17 protein-coding genes and 1 tRNA gene are annotated in these 19,010 nt (G+C 65.7%); 8 read left to right on the top strand and 10 right to left on the bottom strand.

Annotation, left to right across the window (positions count from 1 at the left end):
• The first annotated feature begins 158 nt into the window (after nucleotides 1-158).
• The 3 genes from H2052_RS10235 to fliN are packed head-to-tail and all read left to right on the top strand — an operon-like array spanning nucleotide 159 to nucleotide 2,346.
• A complete protein-coding gene (locus H2052_RS10235) occupies nucleotides 159-1,010 on the top strand; it encodes a flagellar M-ring protein FliF C-terminal domain-containing protein (protein ID WP_293781160.1) in 852 nt (283 codons plus the stop codon).
• The gene (locus H2052_RS10240; protein WP_293781163.1) at nucleotides 1,007-1,987 is read left to right on the top strand and encodes a flagellar motor switch protein FliG; all 981 of its coding nucleotides are present in this window, start codon (nucleotides 1,007-1,009) and stop codon (nucleotides 1,985-1,987) included. The genes H2052_RS10235 and H2052_RS10240 overlap by 4 nt, the downstream gene beginning before the upstream one ends.
• A 29-nt stretch (nucleotides 1,988-2,016) precedes the next feature.
• The gene (gene fliN, locus H2052_RS10245) at nucleotides 2,017-2,346 is read left to right on the top strand and encodes a flagellar motor switch protein FliN (protein WP_293781166.1); all 330 of its coding nucleotides are present in this window, start codon (nucleotides 2,017-2,019) and stop codon (nucleotides 2,344-2,346) included.
• 88 nt (nucleotides 2,347-2,434) lie between these two features.
• On the opposite strand, the gene H2052_RS10250 is transcribed toward fliN, so the two are convergent.
• Nucleotides 2,435-2,776, bottom strand: a complete 342-nt coding sequence (locus H2052_RS10250) for a TonB family protein (RefSeq protein ID WP_293781169.1) — start codon at nucleotides 2,774-2,776, stop codon at nucleotides 2,435-2,437.
• 83 nt (nucleotides 2,777-2,859) lie between these two features.
• On the bottom strand, nucleotides 2,860-3,645 hold the full coding sequence (locus H2052_RS10255) for a succinate dehydrogenase iron-sulfur subunit (RefSeq protein ID WP_293781172.1): 786 nt from the start codon (nucleotides 3,643-3,645) through the stop codon (nucleotides 2,860-2,862).
• Nucleotides 3,646-3,775: 130 nt separating this feature from the next.
• Here H2052_RS10255 and H2052_RS10260 point away from each other — a divergent pair, with 130 nt between their 5' ends.
• The 5 genes from H2052_RS10260 (at nucleotide 3,776) to H2052_RS10280 (ending at nucleotide 10,652) form a co-directional block, all read left to right on the top strand.
• Complete coding sequence (locus H2052_RS10260) at nucleotides 3,776-4,966, top strand: sugar-transfer associated ATP-grasp domain-containing protein (protein ID WP_293781175.1); 1,191 nt, start codon at nucleotides 3,776-3,778, stop codon at nucleotides 4,964-4,966.
• Between the two features lie 64 nt (nucleotides 4,967-5,030).
• On the top strand, nucleotides 5,031-6,086 hold the full coding sequence (locus tag H2052_RS10265) for a CDP-alcohol phosphatidyltransferase family protein (RefSeq protein ID WP_293781217.1): 1,056 nt from the start codon (nucleotides 5,031-5,033) through the stop codon (nucleotides 6,084-6,086).
• Complete coding sequence (locus H2052_RS10270; protein WP_293781178.1) at nucleotides 6,083-6,517, top strand: HIT family protein; 435 nt, start codon at nucleotides 6,083-6,085, stop codon at nucleotides 6,515-6,517. The genes H2052_RS10265 and H2052_RS10270 overlap by 4 nt, the downstream gene beginning before the upstream one ends.
• A gap of 103 nt (nucleotides 6,518-6,620) precedes the next feature.
• On the top strand, nucleotides 6,621-8,738 hold the full coding sequence (locus H2052_RS10275) for a HAMP domain-containing methyl-accepting chemotaxis protein (protein ID WP_293781181.1): 2,118 nt from the start codon (nucleotides 6,621-6,623) through the stop codon (nucleotides 8,736-8,738).
• A gap of 42 nt (nucleotides 8,739-8,780) precedes the next feature.
• On the top strand, nucleotides 8,781-10,652 hold the full coding sequence (locus tag H2052_RS10280; RefSeq protein ID WP_293781184.1) for an ABC-F family ATP-binding cassette domain-containing protein: 1,872 nt from the start codon (nucleotides 8,781-8,783) through the stop codon (nucleotides 10,650-10,652).
• On the opposite strand, the gene H2052_RS10285 is transcribed toward H2052_RS10280, so the two are convergent.
• From H2052_RS10285 to H2052_RS10320, 8 genes are all read right to left on the bottom strand, one after another.
• Entirely contained in the window at nucleotides 10,649-11,269 is a 621-nt protein-coding gene (locus tag H2052_RS10285; protein ID WP_293781187.1) for a TetR family transcriptional regulator C-terminal domain-containing protein, read from the bottom strand. The genes H2052_RS10280 and H2052_RS10285 overlap by 4 nt on opposite strands.
• Before the next feature lie 74 nt (nucleotides 11,270-11,343).
• Nucleotides 11,344-11,955 carry a TetR/AcrR family transcriptional regulator gene (locus H2052_RS10290; protein WP_293781190.1) on the bottom strand — a complete coding sequence of 204 codons (612 nt, stop codon included), beginning with the start codon at nucleotides 11,953-11,955 and terminating at the stop codon, nucleotides 11,344-11,346.
• Nucleotides 11,956-12,548: 593 nt separating this feature from the next.
• Nucleotides 12,549-12,624 (bottom strand) — tRNA-Glu (locus H2052_RS10295).
• 62 nt (nucleotides 12,625-12,686) lie between these two features.
• A complete protein-coding gene (gene ahpF, locus H2052_RS10300; protein ID WP_293781193.1) occupies nucleotides 12,687-14,267 on the bottom strand; it encodes an alkyl hydroperoxide reductase subunit F in 1,581 nt (526 codons plus the stop codon).
• 89 nt (nucleotides 14,268-14,356) lie between these two features.
• Nucleotides 14,357-14,920, bottom strand: a complete 564-nt coding sequence (gene ahpC, locus H2052_RS10305; protein ID WP_293781196.1) for an alkyl hydroperoxide reductase subunit C — start codon at nucleotides 14,918-14,920, stop codon at nucleotides 14,357-14,359.
• Nucleotides 14,921-15,024: 104 nt separating this feature from the next.
• Nucleotides 15,025-16,815, bottom strand: a complete 1,791-nt coding sequence (gene recJ, locus H2052_RS10310; RefSeq protein WP_293781199.1) for a single-stranded-DNA-specific exonuclease RecJ — start codon at nucleotides 16,813-16,815, stop codon at nucleotides 15,025-15,027.
• Nucleotides 16,787-17,764, bottom strand: a complete 978-nt coding sequence (gene glpX, locus H2052_RS10315; RefSeq protein WP_293781202.1) for a class II fructose-bisphosphatase — start codon at nucleotides 17,762-17,764, stop codon at nucleotides 16,787-16,789. The genes recJ and glpX overlap by 29 nt, the downstream gene beginning before the upstream one ends.
• Before the next feature lie 55 nt (nucleotides 17,765-17,819).
• Nucleotides 17,820-19,010: homoserine dehydrogenase (locus tag H2052_RS10320; protein ID WP_293781205.1), on the bottom strand; the 1,191-nt coding region annotated here is incomplete at its 5' end.

The following is a 19,010-nucleotide window of genomic DNA, read 5'->3' on the forward strand; positions in this document are numbered from 1 at the left end:
GGCGCCTGCCAAAGGGCGGAAGACATCGGGGGATCTCTTCCGCCCTTTCTGCGTCCGGCCCATGGCGACATCGCTCCGCGGCTCGCCATTTCTTTACGCCATTTTCACCATCCGGGCCCCACAGTTCCGCATTGTTCAAAAGTCGGGATCGTGTGCGCGTGGAACAGGCCCAGAAAGCGCCAGACTTGAAAGCGCTGGAGCAGAACGAGAAGCCGCCATTGCTGCTGATCGCCGTGCTCTGCGCGGCCGCGGCGCTGCTCGGCCTTGTGCTCCTGCGCGATCCCGCTCCTGCCGCGGCTGATCCCTCCCCCATTGCTGCCACCGCCACCGCGCCCGTTTCCGATCGGCAGGCCCGCGTCGAAACGCGGCTTCGCGAACAGGTCGAAGCGATGATCGGCGCGATTATCGGCCGCGACAACGTGCGCGCCGTCGTCTCTGCGGAGATCGAACCCGATCAGACGCGGCAGGTTTCGGAGGCCGCAGAGCCGGGAACGAACAGCACCGAGACGACCACCATCAGGAGCAGCGGCCAGATTCGCCGCCTCACGGTTTCGGTCATGGTCGACGGCCATCATGTCAAAGGGCCGGACGGCATCCGCTACGAGCCGCGCACGAAGGCCGAACTCGCCCGCTTCACCCGCCTTGCGCAGGGCGCCGTCGGCTTCGATGCGATGCGCGGCGACTCGCTGACGGTCGAGACCGTGCGATTCGCGCCCGCCGAGACCGCACCGGCGCTTTCCGGTTCGCTGGACGCACTTGTGCCATTCGCGCGCGCGCTCCTCGTCGGCATTCTTACGCTCGCCGTGCTGTTCCTGATGCTGCGGATGTTCCGAAAGCACACGCCCGTCGGGGCGCCCGAGCCTGCACGCGCTGCAGAACCAGCGCAGCCCGCAGCCGTCGTATTCGCGAACGATACCGCGCGCAGCTCCGCGCTTCGCCGCGCGGGTGACGCCGTTGCCGCACGTCCGGCCGCTGCCGCCGCCATCGTCCGCCAATGGATGTCCGCATGAGCGCGCGCGCCGCAGCGCTGCGCGCCGAGCCTCTCGTCGCACCGGCAGAGCCGCTCGCCGCGCTCTCCGGCGTCGAGCGCGCCGCCGCGCTGATGGTCGCGCTAGGGCGTGAACATGGCGGCGCGATCTGGGCGCACCTCGGCAACGACGAAGCCCGGGCGCTGAGCGACGCAATGGCCCGGATCGGCCCGGTTCCAGCACCGCTCGCCGAGCGCCTGCTTGCCACCTTCGCCGGCGAAGTCTCCGGCACCCCTGCAGAAAGCGCAGCACCCGTAAGCGAGACGACGTGGGACACGCTTGGTAACGTCGGCGAAGACGTTCTCGCCGCCTATCTGCGCGGCGAGCACCCGCAGACGGCTGCGGTCGTGCTCGGCCGCATCGGGCGCGAGCAGGCCGCACGTGTCCTTTCGCGTCTGCCGGACGACGCCGCGATGGATGTCGTGCTCAGGATGCTTCGCGCCGGCGCCGTGCGACAGGACGTGCTCGATACTGTCGAGGAGACGCTGCGCGCCGATCTGCTTTCGAACCCCGCGCACAGCGCGCGCCGCGACACGCACGAAGTGATGGCAGAGATTTTCAATCACCTCGACCGCGATGCCGAGGCACGCTTCATGCTGGCACTCGAAGACCGCGCCTTCGATGCCGCAGAGCGCATCCGCGCGCTGATGTTCACGTTCGAGGATCTGGCGCGGCTCGATGCCGCCAGTATCCAGACGCTGCTCCGCAACATCGACAAGAACCGGCTCGCGGCGGCGCTGAAAGGCGCCGGCGAGGCGCTGCGCGAATTCTTCTTCATGAGCATGTCGGAGCGCGCCGCCCGCATCCTGCGTGAGGATATGGAGCTGATGGGCCCCATTCGCCTGCGGGAGGCGGAGGAAGCCCGGCAGGCGATCGTTCAGGTGGCAAAACAGCTCGCGGACGCGGGCGAGATCGTTCTCGCCGACAACCGCGACGGCAGCGAGGAGTTCGTATTCTGATGCCTGCATCTTACCGAGGGAGAATTGTGATGGACGATCTGCGTCCCGATTATGAACCCACGCGCGCCTATGCGGCGGAAGTGTCGCCTGAGGAGGCTGCCGACGGTCAGCCCGGCGCGGTGGAGCTCGAATCGGTGTTCGACGTGCCCGTGCGCGTGCAGGCGGTGCTCGGCCGATCGGCGGTGGAAGTCAGCCAGCTCCTGAAGCTCGCCCCCGGCGCGGTGATCGAGCTCGACCGGAGCGTCGGGGAAGCGATCGACATCTTCGTGAATGACCGCCTCGTCGCGCGCGGCGAAGTCGTACTCGTCGACGATCACCTCGGCGTCACCATGACGGAAATCGTGAAGCAGGACGCCTGATAAAGCCCCTCCACTTGAAGGGAGGGGAGAACAGAACCCCGTTCGAACCGGCATTGCGATCGTCTTCGGACCGCTCAGGTCAGTCCGCTTAAGTCAGTTTCCAGGCGATCGGAATCACCAGCTTGGTGGGACCGCCTGGCGGCGGCGGCACGGTGCCGATTTTCTGCGGAATGCGCACGGCTTCCCGGTCGAGGATTTTCGACCCCGTCGGCTCGACGAGTTCGACGCCGGTGATCTTGCCCCCGGCATCCACGCTGATCCGCACCTTCGCAGTGCCCTCATCGCCCCGGATCTGGGCACTGCGCGGATAGGAGTGCTGCGCGGCAATGAGCCGCGTCACGGTCGATCTCCAATCCGCAGCAGACACCGTCCCCGCCGAAGCGAGGAGAACGAGCGCGGCAATCGCAGTTTTATGGACCCACCCTTCCATGGGATGGACGCTAGCGGCCCAAGTCTTGCGAAAGGGTTTATTCCGTGCGGGAAATGATCACCTTGGCGAAGGCCCGGCGAACCTCAGAGCTGGCGCTCGACCATCATCTTCTTGATTTCGCCGATCGCCTTCGCCGGGTTGAGGCCCTTCGGGCAGACGTTCGCGCAGTTCATGATGGTGTGGCAGCGATAGAGCCGGAACGGATCTTCAAGTTCGTCGAGCCGCTCGCCGGTCATCTCGTCGCGGCTGTCGGCGAGCCAGCGGTAGGCCTGCAGCAGGATCGCCGGGCCGAGGAACTTGTCGGAGTTCCACCAGTAGCTTGGGCAGCCCGTCGAGCAGCAGGCACAGAGGATGCATTCGTAGAGCCCGTCGAGCTTCTCGCGGTCTTCCGGCGACTGGATGCGCTCCTTGCCTGAAGGCGTCGTCGACACTGTCTGCAGCCACGGCTTGATCGAGGCGTACTGCGCGTAGAAGTGCTTGAAGTCAGGCACGAGGTCTTTGACGACCTCCATGTGCGGCAGCGGCGTGATCGCGACGTCGCCCTTCACCTCGTCGATCGGCTTCGTGCAGGCGAGCGTGTTCGTGCCGTCGATGTTCATCGAGCACGAACCGCAGATGCCCTCGCGGCACGAGCGGCGGAAGGTGAGCGTCGGGTCGACCTCGTTCTTGATCTTGATGAGCGCATCGAGAACCATCGGCCCGCAGCTGTCGAGGTCGAGCTCGTAGCTGTCCATGCGCGGGTTCGCGCTGTCGTCCGGCGACCAGCGGTAGATTTTGAACGTCTTGATATGCGTCGCGCCTTCGGGAGCCTTGTAAGCCTTGCCCTTGCCGTTCACCTTGCTGTTCTTCGGAAGCGTGAATTCGGCCATCGCGCGCGTCTCTCCATGTTCTCTCGCGCGTGCTGCCTAGCGCAATCGCGTGGCGGAAAAAACTGGAAAAAGCGCGGCGTCCCGCAATAAGTCCTCAAGCCGTCACATGGCGGCGATAGGGCGGCGGGCGATGATCACCACACGCCCCCTGCCCCCGGTCTTCGGCGGCGACCCGCTGCTCGACTTCTATCACGAACTGTTGCTCCGACACTGGACGCCGCGCCAGCGCGCACTCGCCGCCGGTCTCGGGAAACTCGCGGGGCGCGGCACGCGCGACGCCCGCTGCCGCGCGCTCGGCATCCCCGAAGACGAGGCCCGCCTGCTTGCGGGGATCGTGGACCCCGCGCATTATCTGTCGCAGCTCTATCGCCGCGGCATCCACCGGCTGCTCAATCCTGCTGCCATCCCCCTCGCCTCCAGCCTGCTCAAGGACAAGCGCAGCTTCGCCACCGCCGTTGCGAACGCGGGATTGCCGGCGCCCGAAACCTTCTCCGGCCCGGCCTCCCCCGCCGCCGTTGCCGCCTGGTTCGAACGGCATGGTGAAATCGTCGCCAAGCCAAACTACAGCTCGCGCGGCCGCGGCGTCGCGCGCTACCGGCGCATCGCGCAGGGCTGGGCGGACAGCAACGGAACGCGCTTCGAAGCCGGCGCGCTGGCGGCACATCTGGCGCGTGTCGTGAGCCGCGGCGGCCTCCTCCAGAAGGCATTGCGCACGGCGCCGCGCCTGTCGGACATTTCTCCGGGGGCCCTTCCGACGCTGCGCGTGCACACGTTCCGCCTTGGAGGAACGCTCGTCGCGCATGGGCTCGTGCTGCGTCTCGGCGGCGGATCGGGCCCGGTCGATAATTTCAGCCGTGGCGGCCTTGCCGCCGCCGTCGTGGACGGCGCTGCCGGAGACGTCATCGGCAAGGCAGGCGGCCGCATCGTTTGTGTGGCGCGTCACCCTGCAACCGGCGTCTCGCTGGAACACATCGCGCTCGGCGAGCTTGCCGACGCCGCCGTCCGGCTCGGCATCGCGGCGCACGCCGCAATCGGCGCTGGCTATGGTCTCATCGGCTGGGATATCGGCCTTGGCGATTGCGGCCCCGTGCTCATCGAGGGCAACTGGAACCCCGGCCACCAACTCACCCAGTTCACGAACGCCTGCGGCCTGTCTGCGCTCGCCGTAGGCCGCGCCTATCTGCAGGCGCTTGAAGCCCTGCCCGCAAGCGCGTGGGCCGAGGCCGCCCCGCTGCATTGGGATGGCCAGTATCTGCCCGCCCCCAAACTTGCGCCGCTTTCCTCTCAGTCTATAAGCACCGCTGGGCTGCAAATCGACTGAGAGACCTGTGGACACGCCAACGACGCTTCTTCTCGCAGGAAAGAACGAAACGCCGATCTGGGGCATGTCTTCCGCCGAGCGGATACGGCGTATCGCGGCGGCGCGCGCGCCGCAGGCGGATCAATCGGGCGTCGTCGTCGCCGACACCCGGTTCGCGTTCGACCCGCAGTGGTTCGGTTGGATTACTCAGCGCCCCGGCACCGCCCTCACCCTCGGCGGCCGCCCCGTGCTCGTCAACACAACACCGGACCATGCCGAAGCCGTGCGCGACGCCATCGAGGCCGGCAGCGATGCCTGGGCGGAAGGCCTTGCCGTCACCGCCTATGAAGATGGCATTACCATCTACAATGCCGCGCTCCGAAAGCGCGAACGCCCCTTCCTCATTGAGCTGGTCCCGACCAACGTCCGCGCCATTGAGCGCGCGAGTTATTTCGGCGCCTACAAAGGTGTCACTGACATCCTCACCAAATACTTGTGGCCCGAATGGGCGCTCGTCCTGACCCGCATTGCCGCGCGCATTGGCATGACGCCCAACATGGTCACGACGATCGGCGCCGCGCTCTGCGTGTGGGCGACGGTGTTGTTCTGGGATGGCCATTACTGGACCGGCATGGCGGCCGGCCTCGCCTTCATGGTGCTCGACACCGTCGACGGCAAGCTTGCGCGTTGCACGATCACGTCCTCGTGGTGGGGCAACATCTTCGATCATGGGCTCGACCTCGTGCACCCGCCCTTCTGGTGGTACGCATGGGGCGTCGGCCTTGCCGCGCATGGCCTCGCGCTCGATCCACCCGTGTTCTGGACGGTGATGGGCGTGATGGTCGGCGGCTACGTGCTGCAGCGCCTGATTGAGGGCTGGTTCATCCACGTCGCCGGGATGCACATCCACGTCTGGCAGAAAATTGACACCGATTTCCGCCTCGTCACCGCGCGCCGCAATCCAAACATGGTGATCTTGTTCGTGAGCATGCTGTTCTCACGGCCCGATCTCGGGCTGCTCGCGGTAACGGCGTGGACCGTGCTCAGCCTCGTCTTCCATTTCATCCGTCTGCTTCAGGCGGTCGCCGCGCGGCGGCGCGGTGCGCTGACCTCGTGGCTCAGCGACGGGAGTGCGGCATGAACGATACCATCCGCCGCTTCGGCTACCCGGCAACGCTGGTCGCCGAGTACGATCACTGGGTTGTTCTGCTGCGTCCCGCGCAGCCCACACTCGGCAGCTTCGTGCTCGCCGCGAAGTCGGATGCGACAGCATTTGCGGACCTCGAACCCGCCGCTTATGCGGAACTCGCGAACGTCAGCCGCGATATCGAGACCGCGCTTCGCGCCACGGTCGATCACACCAAGCTCAACTACCTGATGCTGATGATGGTGGACCCCCACGTTCACGCCCACGTCATCCCACGCTACGAAGGCAGCCGCAGCTTCGAAGGCCGCGCGTTCCCGGACGCAGGCTGGCCGAAACTCCCTGCGCTCGGTGAAGCGGTGGAACTGGATGCCGCGGGAATCGCTGCCGTTTCGGCATGGCTTAAAGGCTTCTGGCCCGCGCGCTGAAAACCTGTGCAATGTTAACCATGATGAAACACCACCCGCCGTATGCGTGTCGGGCGGGAACCGGATGTGCCGCTTTTCCCGGTGTGTGGGGCTTGTGCTGGCTATGGAGCGTTTCAGGGACCTGATCGCGCGCATCGACGTATCGCGTTTCACCGCGATCATAACCCACTGGAAGATCAGCAAGAAGGTTCTGGTCAGCTACGGCATCGGCGGGCTCGCGATGGCGGTGCTCGCGATGGTCGCCATCGGATCGCTGCTCGTCACCCGCTCCACGGTTACCGAGGTCACCCATCTTGCCGACAGCGCACGTTCGATCGCCCGCGCGCACACAACCGCCATGACGGCGCAGAGCCGCATCAAGGACTATGTGATTCGCCCCGATGCCGCGCTCGTTGCCGAGGTCAATGAAAGCCTCGATGCGGCGCAGGAGGCGCTGAAGCGTGCCGAAGAGGGCGCTGCGATCGTCGACGAAGAAGCGACGCTTGCGCGCATCGACCGGCTGCGCGCCGTTTTCCGCACCGAGTTCCGCGGCATCGTCGAGAACCAGACCGCCATCAACGGCCTCGTCGCGGGTGCCATCGAAGCCAAGGGCCCTGAAATCGGAGCGGCTCTCCACGACATCGTCACGGCCAGCCATCGTGCCGGCGATCATCAGACCGCCTATCAGGGGGCGCTTGCCCTCGAAACTTACTCCCTGCTGCGCGTCGATGTGAATCGCTATCTCTCGGCGCCCTCGCCGGAAATCGTCAAACAGACCAAGGCCGACCTCCTCAACCTTGAGGATGCACTGAATACGGTGTTCGAAGGCCTCACCGATCCGGCTCTGACCCGCAAGGCCGACGGCATCATCATCAGCCTCGTCGCTTACGACAAGGCGTTCGACGAGATCGTCCGCCGTACCAGCGACCGCGACGCTGCCGTCGACCGTCTGCTCGGCAAGACGGGGCCGGCATTCGAGCACAATATTCAGGCATTCTCGGAAGCGATCGCCGACCAGCAGAGCATGGCAGATTTCGCCGCGCAGACAGCCGCCGGCGGCGCCATTCTCATCACGCTCCTCGCCGGCGCCGCCGGTATAGGCGTCTCGGTCGTTGCGGGTATCCTCACCAACCTGCTCATCGCCCGCCCTATCGCGGGAATGGCGAACGCCATGCTTGCCCTCGCCCGCGGTGAAACCGGCACGCACATCGAAGGCGCGCAGCGCCGCGACGAGGTGGGCGACATGGCGCGAGCCGTTGCCGTGTTCAAGGAAAACGCGACCGAAGTCGAACAGCGCCGCCGCGCCGCCGTAGAAGCGGAACGCCGCGAGCGCGAGCGCGAAGAGGCTGCCCGCAGCGAACGCGAAGCCGAGCGTCAGCAGGCCGCTTCGGAAAAGCGCGCCGCGCTCAACGACCTCGCCGATGCGTTCGAAACCAGTGTCCGCCACGTCGTCGCCGCTGTCGACAGTGCCGCGCGCCAGATCGCCGCGGGTTCGCAGCAGCTCAGCGATGCCGCGCGGAGCAGCGCCGTACTCGTCACCGATGTCGCCGTTTCGGCCGAAGAAGCCAGCCACAACGCGCTCACCGTCGCCAATGCATCGGAGGAAATGGCGCGCTCGCTCGCCGAGGTCTCACACCGCGTCGTCGAATCCTCGGCGATGTCCGAGCAGGCCGTCTCCCGCGCCCGCGCAACCGACGAGATCGTTACCGGCCTCTCGATCGATGCCGAAAAGATCGGCGAGATCGTCGGCCTCATCAACTCGATCGCCGAGCAGACCAACCTCCTGGCGCTCAACGCCACGATCGAAGCGGCGCGCGCCGGAGAGGCGGGGCGCGGCTTCGCGGTCGTCGCCAGCGAGATCAAGGCCCTCGCGAACCAGACTCGCAAGGCCACCATCGACATCAACGAGCGCATCGGCGCGATCCAGTCGGTCACGCGCGAAACTGTGGGCGCCATCGAGGAAATCGTCTCCACCATCGGCGAAATCAACGGCATCGCCGCAACCGTGGCCGCCGCTGTCGAGCAACAGGCCGCCACGACGTCGGAGATCGCGCGCAACACGCACCAGGCGTCGGACAGCACGCACGCCGTCGCGCGCAACATCGATCAGGTGCGCTCGGGCGTCGAAGCGACAGGCATCGCCGCGAAAGACGCGCTCGACGCCGCCGCCGATCTGAACCGGCAGGCAAGCACGCTCACCACAGAGGTCGACCGTTTCCTCGCCCGCGTCCGCGCGGCTTAAGCGACTTTCCAGCCGCGACGCCTTCGTGTATCGCCCCCGGCCATGCTCAACATCAACGGCATCACCGTGCGGCTTGGCGGCCGCATCATTCTGGACGGCGCGACCGCGTCGCTGCCCACCGGAAGCCGCGTCGGGCTGATCGGACGCAACGGTGCGGGCAAATCCACGCTGATGCGCGTGATGTGCGGGCTCCTTGAAGCCGACGGCGGCGAGATCGAAACCGCGAACCGCTCGCGCATGGGTTATATCGCACAGGAAGCGCCGGCCGGAACCGCGACACCGCTTGAAACCGTGCTTGCAGCGGACACCGAACGCGCGGCGCTGCTCGCCGAATCCGAAACCGCGACCGACCCGGACCGCATTTCCGAAATCCACGAGCGGCTGAACGCCATCGATGCGTGGACGGCCGAGGCGCGCGCCGCACGTATCCTCGTGGGTCTCGGCTTCGATGAGGAAATGCAGGGCCGCACGCTCGACAGCTACTCGGGCGGCTGGAAGATGCGCGTCGCGCTTGCGGCCCTGCTCTTCTCCGAACCCGACCTGCTACTGCTCGACGAGCCGTCGAACCACCTCGACCTCGAAGCGACGCTCTGGCTCGAAAACTTCCTGAAGACCTACCGCGCGACGATGATCATCATCAGTCACGAGCGCGACCTTCTCAATAACGTCGTCGACCACATCCTGCACCTCGAGGGCGGGAAGATCACGCTCTATCCGGGCGAGTATGACGCGTTCGAACGGCAGCGTGCCGAGCGCCTCGCGCAGATCGAGGCGGCGCGAAACGCGCAGACCCGCCAGCGCGAAAAACTGCAGGACTACATCGCCCGCAACAGCGCCCGCGCCAGCACCGCGCGGCAGGCACAATCACGCGCCAAGGCGCTTGCAAAAATGCAGCCGATCGCGGCGATCGCTGAAGACCCGAGCCTCAGCTTCGCATTTCCGAACCCCAGCGAACTGAAGCCGCCGCTCATCACGCTCGACATGGCGTCGGTTGGCTACACCGAAGGCAATCCGATCCTCACGCGGCTCAATCTTCGCCTCGACCCCGACGACCGCGTGGCGCTGCTTGGGCGCAACGGCAACGGCAAGACCACGCTCGCCCGCCTGCTCGCCGCGCAGCTGCCGCCGATGGAGGGCGATATGCGCACCGCGGGCAAGATGCGCGTCGGCTACTTCACGCAGTACCAGGTCGAAGAACTCGATACCGACGACACGCCGCTCGAGCACATGACGCGCATCATGAAGGGCGCGACACCCGGCGCCGTCCGCGCCCAGCTCGGCCGTTTCGGCTTCTCGGGCGACAAGGCGCTCACGAAAGTCGGCAAGCTCTCGGGCGGCGAACGCGCGCGGCTGGCGCTCGCACTCATCACGCGCGAGGCACCGCACATGCTGATCCTGGACGAGCCGACCAACCACCTCGACGTCGATTCGCGCGAGGCGCTGGTGCAGGCGCTGAACGAATATTCGGGCGCGGTCGTGCTCGTCAGCCACGATCGCCACATGCTCGAGTTGACCGCGGACCGGCTGGTCTTGGTCGATGACGGCCGCGCCGAGGATTTTACGGGCAGTCTCGAAGACTACACCGATTTCGTGCTCGGCAAATCGAACGATCGGCAGACAGGCGGCGCATCCGCCGGAAACCGCAAGGGAGTACGCAAAGCCGCTGCCGACACACGCGAGCAGGAAAAGCGTCTGCGTGCCGCCGTGAAAGCTTTCGAAGCGGACCTTGCGAAACTCGCGGCCGAACGCAGTGCGGTCGATCTTGCGATGTTCGACCCCTCGGCCGCCGCCCCCGCGCACGCCAAGAGGACAATGGGCGAACTGATGAAATTGCGTGCGGACCTGACGGCCCGCATTCAAGCCACAGAGGCCGAATGGCTCGCGGCTTCGGAAGCGCTGGAGGTCGCGGCTTAACCGGGAGGCGCCAGCCGCCGCAGCATCGTCTTTGCGAGTTCGAGCGCCCGCGCTCGCGGCAGCCGCTCGGATGAGAGACTGTAATCGAGCCACAGCCCGTCCATCGTCGCGGAAACGAGCGCCGCGATGTCCCGCGGCGGCACTGGGCCTTCCGGAAGCCGCGCAACTGCTTGAGCGAGCAGCGTCTGCAAGCGTGCGTTATAGTCCACGCTCACCGCCGCGAAATCGGGATTGTTGCGGACGAGCGCCCAGAAGGCGATCCACGCACCAAGGATATCGGGGTTCGACCATTCGTCGCTGAAATGCACCTCGAACAGCCGGTCGATCGTCTTCCACGGGTCCGCGTACCCAGCCGCAAGTTCCTCCGCGAAGCGGGCAATGAAGCTGTCGCAAAGCTCCTGATAGGTTTCCAGCAGCAGATTGTCTGGATTGCTGAAATAGTGGCGCAGCAGCCCGTGCGACACACCGGCTCGCCGGCAGATCTCACGACCCGTTGTGCCGCGCGGGCCGAGTTGCGCAAGACAGCTGATCGTTACCGCGAGCAGGTCCTGCCGCCGCAGCGCCGGTGTCTGTCGGCGCGCACGGCGCCTTTTCGGTTCTTCTATCGTGGACGCCATGCCTGCCTTCACTCTCGGGGCAGACATATCGCAGGCCACGGGCAGATCGCGCAAGCCGAAGCCCGTAGCAGCACTTATTCGAGGTCGGGATCGTGATAATTCTGCACGTAGGACGCTATCAACCGGTCGACCGCCTCCCGCGTCACCCGGTTGTAATCCTCTGAAAAGCCCAACGTCGCCACCATCTTCCAGTGGCCGTACATCAAGGCCACGAACAGGAACGCGATCTCACGGCACGCCTTCTGGTTGAGCGCTGGATTGCTGATCTGGATCTCGTGCGCAATCGTGTACTGGAGCAGATTATACTGCCCGCTGAGGTTCAGGCGTACCGCCTCGGAACTCGCCGCAAGCGAAAACATCGCATCGTAGACGCCGTCGTCCTTCGGCTTCTGATTCCCCGCAAGGAAGTTGAAATAGAAATCGAGGAACATCGACAGGCGTTCGGTCGCGGCAGCCTCGATGATGCCTTTCATCAGGCAGTCGCGGTAGCTTGCTGCAAGCGCATCGCACACCGCGATCATCAGGCCTTCGGGATCGGGGAAATAATGCCGTATAAGCTGCCGCGACATATCCGCTTCCTTGGCGATCGAATCGTAGGAAGGCATGGGTAGACCTTCGCGGCCGATAGCCTTGATGGCAGCCTGCACGATCTCAGGCTTGCGAATTTCAGAAATGGGCTTCGGCATGACGCCCCCGGGTAAGCTGATGGTTACTACAAGGTACCCGCGGGCGCGAGCGGCGCGGATGCTAACAGCGATGAAAGCAGTAGCAAGCGAATAGTTAACAAGACGCAGAAAAGGGATCGGCAAACGCAGGGTTGCTGCACGCCGGGCGGCCCTCCCTATTGGAGGCCGGATTTCATTGCGAACTCACAGACATGCCTTCCAGCACGCGAATCCGCCACTTTCCATTTGAAAGCAAGAAGGGGGCCAATCACCGGAAAGCGCGCATTTCAAGCGATGCGAGCCGATCACTGTCTTCAAACTGTAAAGCGAGCCGACAGCGGGGCCAGATGCGGAGCCCGCGCCGCCGCGCGCTACGCTTATTTGCGAATCATTCTTGAATGGTACGATTAGCGCGTCCTGCACCGATGCGATACGCGTCGGGGCAAGGACAGAGCATTGCACGTAGATCTTGTTGGATAAATGGTCGCCCGTTTTCAAAGCAGGCAATTCGGCCCACATCGACAGAGCCTGTCCAAGGCTCCGCCATGCGCGAGCGGATCTTCGAAAAAATCAGAGGATAATGCGACCGCTATCTGAACGGCCCGTGCGAACCGTGGTGACCCCAACGGGACTCGAACCCGTGTTTTCGCCGTGAAAGGGCGACGTCCTAGACCGCTAGACGATGGGGCCAGCGCCGGTTGAGGCGCCCCCACTAATGGGGTCGTCTCAACGGGTCAAGCCGGATATGCGGCTCAGGCTGCCTGGCTTTCCTCCACCGGCACGGTGCGGATCAAATAGTCGAATGCGGAGAGTGCCGCCTTCGATCCTTCGCCCATTGCGATCACGATCTGTTTGTAGGGCACGGTGGTGCAATCGCCCGCGCCGAAGATGCCCGCCTGGCTCGTTTCGCCGCGGTGATCGACCTCGATCTCGCCGCGCGGGGAAAGCGCGACCGCGTCCTTGAGCCACTCCGTGTTCGGAACGAGGCCGATCTGCACGAAGATGCCTTCCAGCTCGATCTGATGCAGCGCATCGCTGTTGCGGTCCTTGTACGTGAGCGCCGTCACCTTCTGGCCGTCGCCCAGCACTTCGGTGGTGAGCGCCGAGGTGATGATCTTCACGTTCGGCAGGCTTGCGAGCTTGCGCTGCAGCACGGCATCGGCGCGGAGTTGGCTGTCGAATTCGATCAGCGTCACATGCGCGACGATACCGGCAAGGTCGATCGCCGCTTCCACGCCCGAGTTGCCTCCGCCGATCACCGCGACGCGCTTGCCCTTGAACAGCGGGCCGTCGCAGTGTGGGCAGTACGCCACGCCCTTGTTGCGATAGTCGTCCTCGCCCGGCACGTTCATCTGCCGCCAGCGCGCGCCGGTGGCGAGTACCACGGTCCGCGCTTTCAACGATGCGCCGTTCTCCAGCCGAACCTCGTGCAGACCGCCTGGCACGCGCGCCGGGATCAGCTTTTCGGCCTTCTGCAGGTTCATGATGTCGACGTCATACTCTTTGACGTGCTGCTCGAGCTGCACCGCGAGCTTTGGGCCTTCGGTATGCTGCACGGAGATGAAGTTCTCGATGCCCATCGTGTCGAGCACCTGCCCGCCGAATCGCTCGGCCGCGACGCCCACGCGGATGCCCTTGCGCGCCGCATAGATCGCCGCCGCCGCGCCGCCCGGCCCGCCGCCGACGATAAGCACGTCGAACGGCGCCTTGCCCTTGATCTTCTCGGCCACGCGCGCCTGCGCGCCCGTATCGATCTTCGCGACGATCTGCTCGAGTTCCATGCGGCCGGAGGCGAACGGTTCGCCGTTCAAAAACACGGTCGGCACCGCCATAACCTTGCGCTCGTCGACCTCGCCCTTGAAGAGCGCACCGTCGATCGCGGTATGCTTGATACGCGGATTGAGCACCGCCATCAGGTTCAGCGCCTGCACCACGTCTGGGCAATTCTGGCACGACAGCGAGAAATAGGTTTCGAATTCAAAGTCGCCGTCCAGCGCCTTCACCTGTTCGATCACGTCCTGCGCTGCCTTGGAGGGGTGTCCACCGACCTGCAGCAGTGCGAGCACAAGGCTCGTGAACTCGTGGCCCATTGGGATGCCCGCGAAACGCACGCCGATGTCGGTGCCGACACGGCGGATCATGAAGCTGGGCTTGCGCTTGTCGTCATCCTTGCGGACGACGCTCACCTTGTCCGAGAGCGCTGCAATCTCTTCGAGGAGCGTGTTCATCTCCGCGGACTTCGCATCTTCGCCCAGCGACGCCACCAACTCGATCGGCTGCGTGATGTTTTGCAGATACGCCTTCAGCTGTTGCTTGAGATTGTCGTCCAGCATGGGTTCGCTCCGGAAAAATTCAATGTGGCCGCGAGCTTCCGGAGGCGGCGTGAACCGCCCCCGGAAGACCCCTGCGACCCAGGGGTTCGTTAGATCTTGCCGACGAGGTCGAGCGAGGGAGCGAGCGTCTTCTCGCCCTCTTCCCACTTCGCCGGGCAGACTTCGCCCGGGTGGCTCACCCAGTACTGCAGCGCCTTGATCTTGCGGAGAAGCTCGGCGGCGTTGCGGCCCACGCCTTCCGGCGTGATCTCGACGAGCTGGATCGTGCCTTCGGGATCGACGACGAACGTGCCGCGATCGGCGAGGCCAACGCCGGCGCGCAGGATTTCGAAGTTGTTCGAGATGTCGTGGTTCTGGTCGCCCAGCATGAAGTAGTTGATCTTACCGATGGCGGGCGAGGTGTCGTGCCAGGCCTTGTGGCAGAAATGCGTGTCGGTGGAGACCGAGTAGACCTCTACATTGAGGCTCTGCAGCGTGGGGTAGATGTCGGCGAGGTCTTCGAGCTCGGTCGGGCACACGAAGGTGAAATCGGCCGGGTAGAAAAAGAAGATCGACCATTTGCCCTTCACGTCCGCGTCCGTCACCTCAACGAACTTGCCCTGTTTGAAGGCCTGCGCTTTGAACGGCTTGATGGGGGTATTAACGAGGGACATGTACGCTCCATTGCTGTGGGTTACTTGGGGGATGGTGATCCTTTAGCAACGCACGGAGCGAAGAAGAAATTACTTTTTTGAGACAGACAGATTGATATTATCGATCAGTCGGCCCACGCCGCGTCGTCGAGGTGGAGTTCCGCACGCGGCGTCGAGCCCCAATCATCCTGACTCACCCGGCCTGAAACCCAGAGCCGCCGCCCACCTGCCTGCATCAGCGCTGCGCCGAGCGGCGTATCGACACTTCGAAATGCCACGGCTTTCACGCGCGCACCATCAGCGCCCGCCAGCATCACGCGGACATGACCCGTGCCGACGATATCCGCCTTCACGACGGAAACCGGCCCCGCCGCCACACGCGGTCCGGGCCAGCCCGCGCCGTAAGGCCCGGCGGCCTCCAGCGCTTCGGCGAGCGACGGCGTCACGCCAGCAGGCGCCAGCGCGAGATCGAACGAGAGCGCATCCACGGCGCGGGACCGCGTCACATCGCCCTCCAGCCGCTCGCAAAGGAAGCGGGCGAGATCATCGACGCGCTCGCGCGCCACGGTGACGCCCGCCGCCATCGCGTGGCCGCCGCCCGCGCTGATGAGGCCCGCGTCGCGTGCTGCGAGCACCGCTGCGCCGAGATCGACGCCGGGGATCGAGCGGCCGGAGCCCTTGCCCGTTCCCCCTTCGTCGATCCCAATAACGAGCGCGGGCACGCCGAAGCGATCCTTCAGGCGGCTTGCGGCGATACCGATGACGCCGGGATGCCAGCCATCGCCCGCGATCACGGCGACGGGCGCGTTGCCCGCGCGTTCGCACGCGGCGATGGCTGCTTCCGTCACCAGCGCCTCGATCGCGCGGCGTTCCTCGTTAAGCCGGTTGAGTTCGCCCGCGAGCCCGGCGAGTTCGTCGCCCTCCCCCGTCAGCAGCCGCACGCCGAGGTCCGCCTGCCCCACGCGCCCGCCCGCGTTGATGCGCGGGCCAAGAGCGAAGCCGAGGTCGGAGGCGCGCGGCGCGCGTTCCAGCCGCGCCGCAGCTGCAAGCGCGGCCAGCCCGGCGTTGCGCCGCGTCGCCATCACCTTGAGGCCTTGCGAGACGTAGGCGCGGTTGAGGCCGGTAAGCGGCACCACGTCCGCCACGGTGCCGAGTGCGACGAGATCGAGCAGTTCGGTGAGCCGCGGCTCGGGCCTACCGGCAAACCAGCCGCGCACGCGCAATTCCCGGTTCACTGCGACGGCGACGAGGAATGCCATGCCGACCGCGGCAAGGTGTCCGAACGCAGCGCCTTCATCCTCGTCGATGCGGTTGGGGTTCACGATGGCGACGGCGGGCGGCAGCAGTGTCGACGCCTTGTGATGATCGACGACGATCACGTCGAGACCTGCGTCTTTCGCCGCTTCCAGCGCCTCGAAGCCCTGCGTGCCGCAATCGACGCAGACGACGAGGTCCGCGCCCGCGCGCTTAAGCGCCACCAGCGCCTCCGCCGAGGGGCCGTAGCCTTCGAGCAGCCTGTCAGGAATATAATGCGAAACCGTGCCGCCGACGGCGCGCAGGAAGCGGATCAGCACCGCCGCGCTCGTCGCCCCGTCCACGTCATAGTCGCCGAAGATCACGACGGCCTCGCCGCGCGTCACCGCATCGGCGATGCGCGTGGCCGCCGTGTCCATATCCCGGAATATCGAAGGGTCGGGCAGCAGGTCGCGGATCGTCGGCTGCGACAGGCTGGCAATATCCTCCACGCGCACGCCGCGCGCGGTGAAGAGCCGCGCGGTCACATCGCTGATGCCGAGCCTTAGCGCATCGGCGGCATCACCCGGCGGGCCACCCCGCCAGCGCCATTGCCGCCCGCTGATCGAGCGGCTGACGCCGAAGACAAAGGCGTCAGGCGTTGGAACGGCGATGCTCGCCACGCACCCACCTGACGGTGCCCGAGGACGCGCGCATCACGACCGATTCGGTCGTCACCAGCCCGCCCTTCAGGCGCTTCACGCCATCGAGCAGCGAGCCGTCGGTCACGCCCGTCGCCGCGAAGATCACGTCGCCCTTGGCCATGTCCTCGGTGTCGTAAATCCGGTCGAGATCGGTGATGCCCCATTTCGCCGCACGGCGCCGTTCGTCGTCGTTGCGGAACACGAGCCGGCCCTGGATCTGCCCGCCGACGCAGCGCAGCGCAGCCGCCGCGAGCACGCCTTCCGGCGCCCCGCCCTGGCCGAGGTAGATATCAACCGTCGTCTCGGGGTTCGTCACCGCGATCACGCCCGCCACGTCGCCATCCGGGATCAGCACGACGCCGCAACCGATCGACCGCAGCTCGGCGATCAGCTTCTCGTGGCGTGGGCGGTCGAGCACGCAGGCGATGATCTCGTTGGGCTGCACGCCCTTGGCCTTCGCCAGAGCGTTCACGTTCTCCGTGATGCTCCTGTCGAGGCTGACGGTATCCTTGGCGTAGCCCGGCCCGATGGCGAGCTTGTCCATATACACGTCGGGCGCATTGAGCAGGCAGCCCTCCTCGGCGATCGCGAGCACCGCGAGCGCGTTCGGGCCGGCCTTGGCGGTGATGGTCGTGCCTTCCAGCGGATCGAGCGCAATGTCGATCTTCGGACCCGTGCCGATCGCCGCGCCAACCTTCTCGCCGATATAGAGCATCGGCGCCTCGTCGCGCTCGCCTTCGCCGATCACGATCGTGCCGTCAAAGGCGAGTTCGTTCAGCGCATCGCGCATCGCATCGACCGCGGCCGCGTCCGCCGCCTTCTCATCGCCGCGTCCCACAAGGTGCGAGGCCGCCATCGCGGCGCATTCCGTCACGCGCACCATTTCCAGAACGAGCACGCGCTCCAGCACGTCGCTGCGTTTCACCATCGGCCTTGAACTCCTGTCGATTCGATTATGCTCAAAGGCTGGTAGCCGCCTCGCCTCAAAAGTCCAGAATATGCATGAGCATCGGTTCGCCGAGCACGCTGGCGCTCGCGCGCATCGCCTCGATGGCGTTGCGGACCGCGCTTTCGTTCGTTTCGTGCGAAACGATCGCGATGAACACGCCCCCCGCGTCGGCCTGGCCGCGCTGGATCAGGCTGTCGATGGAAACGCCCGCGTCGCGCAGCATGGCGGCAAGTTCGGCAAGCACCCCCGTCTCGTCGGCGACCGACAGACGCAGGTAGTAGCGCCCTCGGCGGTCTGCCGCCTCGCCCGCGCCGATCGGCTCCAGATGGTGCGAAAGCATCGCGAAGGCAGGACCCGCCTCGCCGCGTGCAATGTCGATGAGGTCGGCGACGACGGCGCTTGCCGTCGGCCCCTCGCCCGCGCCGCGCCCTTCGAAGAACAGTCGCCCGACGAAATTGCCCTCGGCGACCACGGCGTTCAGCGAACCCGTGACCTTGGCGAGCGGGTTGGCGAGCGGGACAAGGCATGGATGCACGCGCTGGTGGATGCGGTCGTCAACCACCTCGGCGAGGCCTACCAGGCGCACGCGGAAGCCAAGCTCGGCGGCATGTGCGATGTCTGTGGCCGCCACCGCGCGTATGCCCGTGGTGCGGACGCTCGCGAAGTCGATCTCGCTGCCGAACGAGAGGCTCGCGAGGATCGCGAGCTTGTGCGCGGCATCGATGCCGTCGATGTCGAAGGTGGGATCGGCCTCGGCGTAACCCAGCCGCTGCGCCTCCGCGAGCACGTCGCCGAACGCCGCACCCTTCTCCTCCATTTCGGTGAGGATGTAGTTACAGGTGCCGTTGAGGATGCCATACACGCGGTCGATGCGGTTCGCCGCGGCGCCCTCGCGGATCGCCTTGATGATCGGGATGCCGCCCGCCACCGCCGCTTCGTACTTCAGCGGCGTGCCCGCCCTCTCCGCGGCGCCCGCGAGTTCGAGGCCGTGGTGGGCGATCATCGCCTTGTTTGCGGTGACGACGCCCTTGCCGCTTGCGATCGCGCTGCGCACCAGCGCCACCGCCGGGCCATCCGACCCGCCGATCAGTTCCACGATGACATCGACGTCATCGCGCTCGGCAAGCGACGAGGTATCGTCGACCCACTCGAACCGCGAGAGATCGATACCCCGGTCGCGCGACCGGTCCCGCGCCGAAACCACAACGATCTCGATCGGCCGCCC

It is taken from the genome of Sphingosinicella sp. (assembly GCF_013911755.1).
Classification (GTDB): Bacteria; Pseudomonadota; Alphaproteobacteria; order Sphingomonadales; family Sphingomonadaceae; genus Sphingosinicella.

Bases quoted from the DNA above. Each gene is read 5' to 3' on its own strand.
- H2052_RS10270 (WP_293781178.1), top strand. From the start codon at position 6,083: ATGAACGATACCATCCGCCGCTTCGGCTACCCGGCAACGCTGGTCGCC.
- H2052_RS10255 (WP_293781172.1), bottom strand. From the start codon at position 3,645: ATGGCCGAATTCACGCTTCCGAAGAACAGCAAGGTGAACGGCAAGGGC.
- H2052_RS10280 (WP_293781184.1), top strand. From the start codon at position 8,781: ATGCTCAACATCAACGGCATCACCGTGCGGCTTGGCGGCCGCATCATT.
- ahpC (WP_293781196.1), bottom strand. From the start codon at position 14,920: ATGTCCCTCGTTAATACCCCCATCAAGCCGTTCAAAGCGCAGGCCTTC.
- H2052_RS10265 (WP_293781217.1), top strand. From the start codon at position 5,031: ATGTCTTCCGCCGAGCGGATACGGCGTATCGCGGCGGCGCGCGCGCCG.
- H2052_RS10260 (WP_293781175.1), top strand. From the start codon at position 3,776: ATGATCACCACACGCCCCCTGCCCCCGGTCTTCGGCGGCGACCCGCTG.
- H2052_RS10250 (WP_293781169.1), bottom strand. From the start codon at position 2,776: ATGGAAGGGTGGGTCCATAAAACTGCGATTGCCGCGCTCGTTCTCCTC.
- H2052_RS10285 (WP_293781187.1), bottom strand. From the start codon at position 11,269: ATGGCGTCCACGATAGAAGAACCGAAAAGGCGCCGTGCGCGCCGACAG.
- H2052_RS10275 (WP_293781181.1), top strand. From the start codon at position 6,621: ATGGAGCGTTTCAGGGACCTGATCGCGCGCATCGACGTATCGCGTTTC.
- H2052_RS10290 (WP_293781190.1), bottom strand. From the start codon at position 11,955: ATGCCGAAGCCCATTTCTGAAATTCGCAAGCCTGAGATCGTGCAGGCT.
- ahpF (WP_293781193.1), bottom strand. From the start codon at position 14,267: ATGCTGGACGACAATCTCAAGCAACAGCTGAAGGCGTATCTGCAAAAC.
- fliN (WP_293781166.1), top strand. From the start codon at position 2,017: ATGGACGATCTGCGTCCCGATTATGAACCCACGCGCGCCTATGCGGCG.
- glpX (WP_293781202.1), bottom strand. From the start codon at position 17,764: ATGGTGAAACGCAGCGACGTGCTGGAGCGCGTGCTCGTTCTGGAAATG.
- H2052_RS10240 (WP_293781163.1), top strand. From the start codon at position 1,007: ATGAGCGCGCGCGCCGCAGCGCTGCGCGCCGAGCCTCTCGTCGCACCG.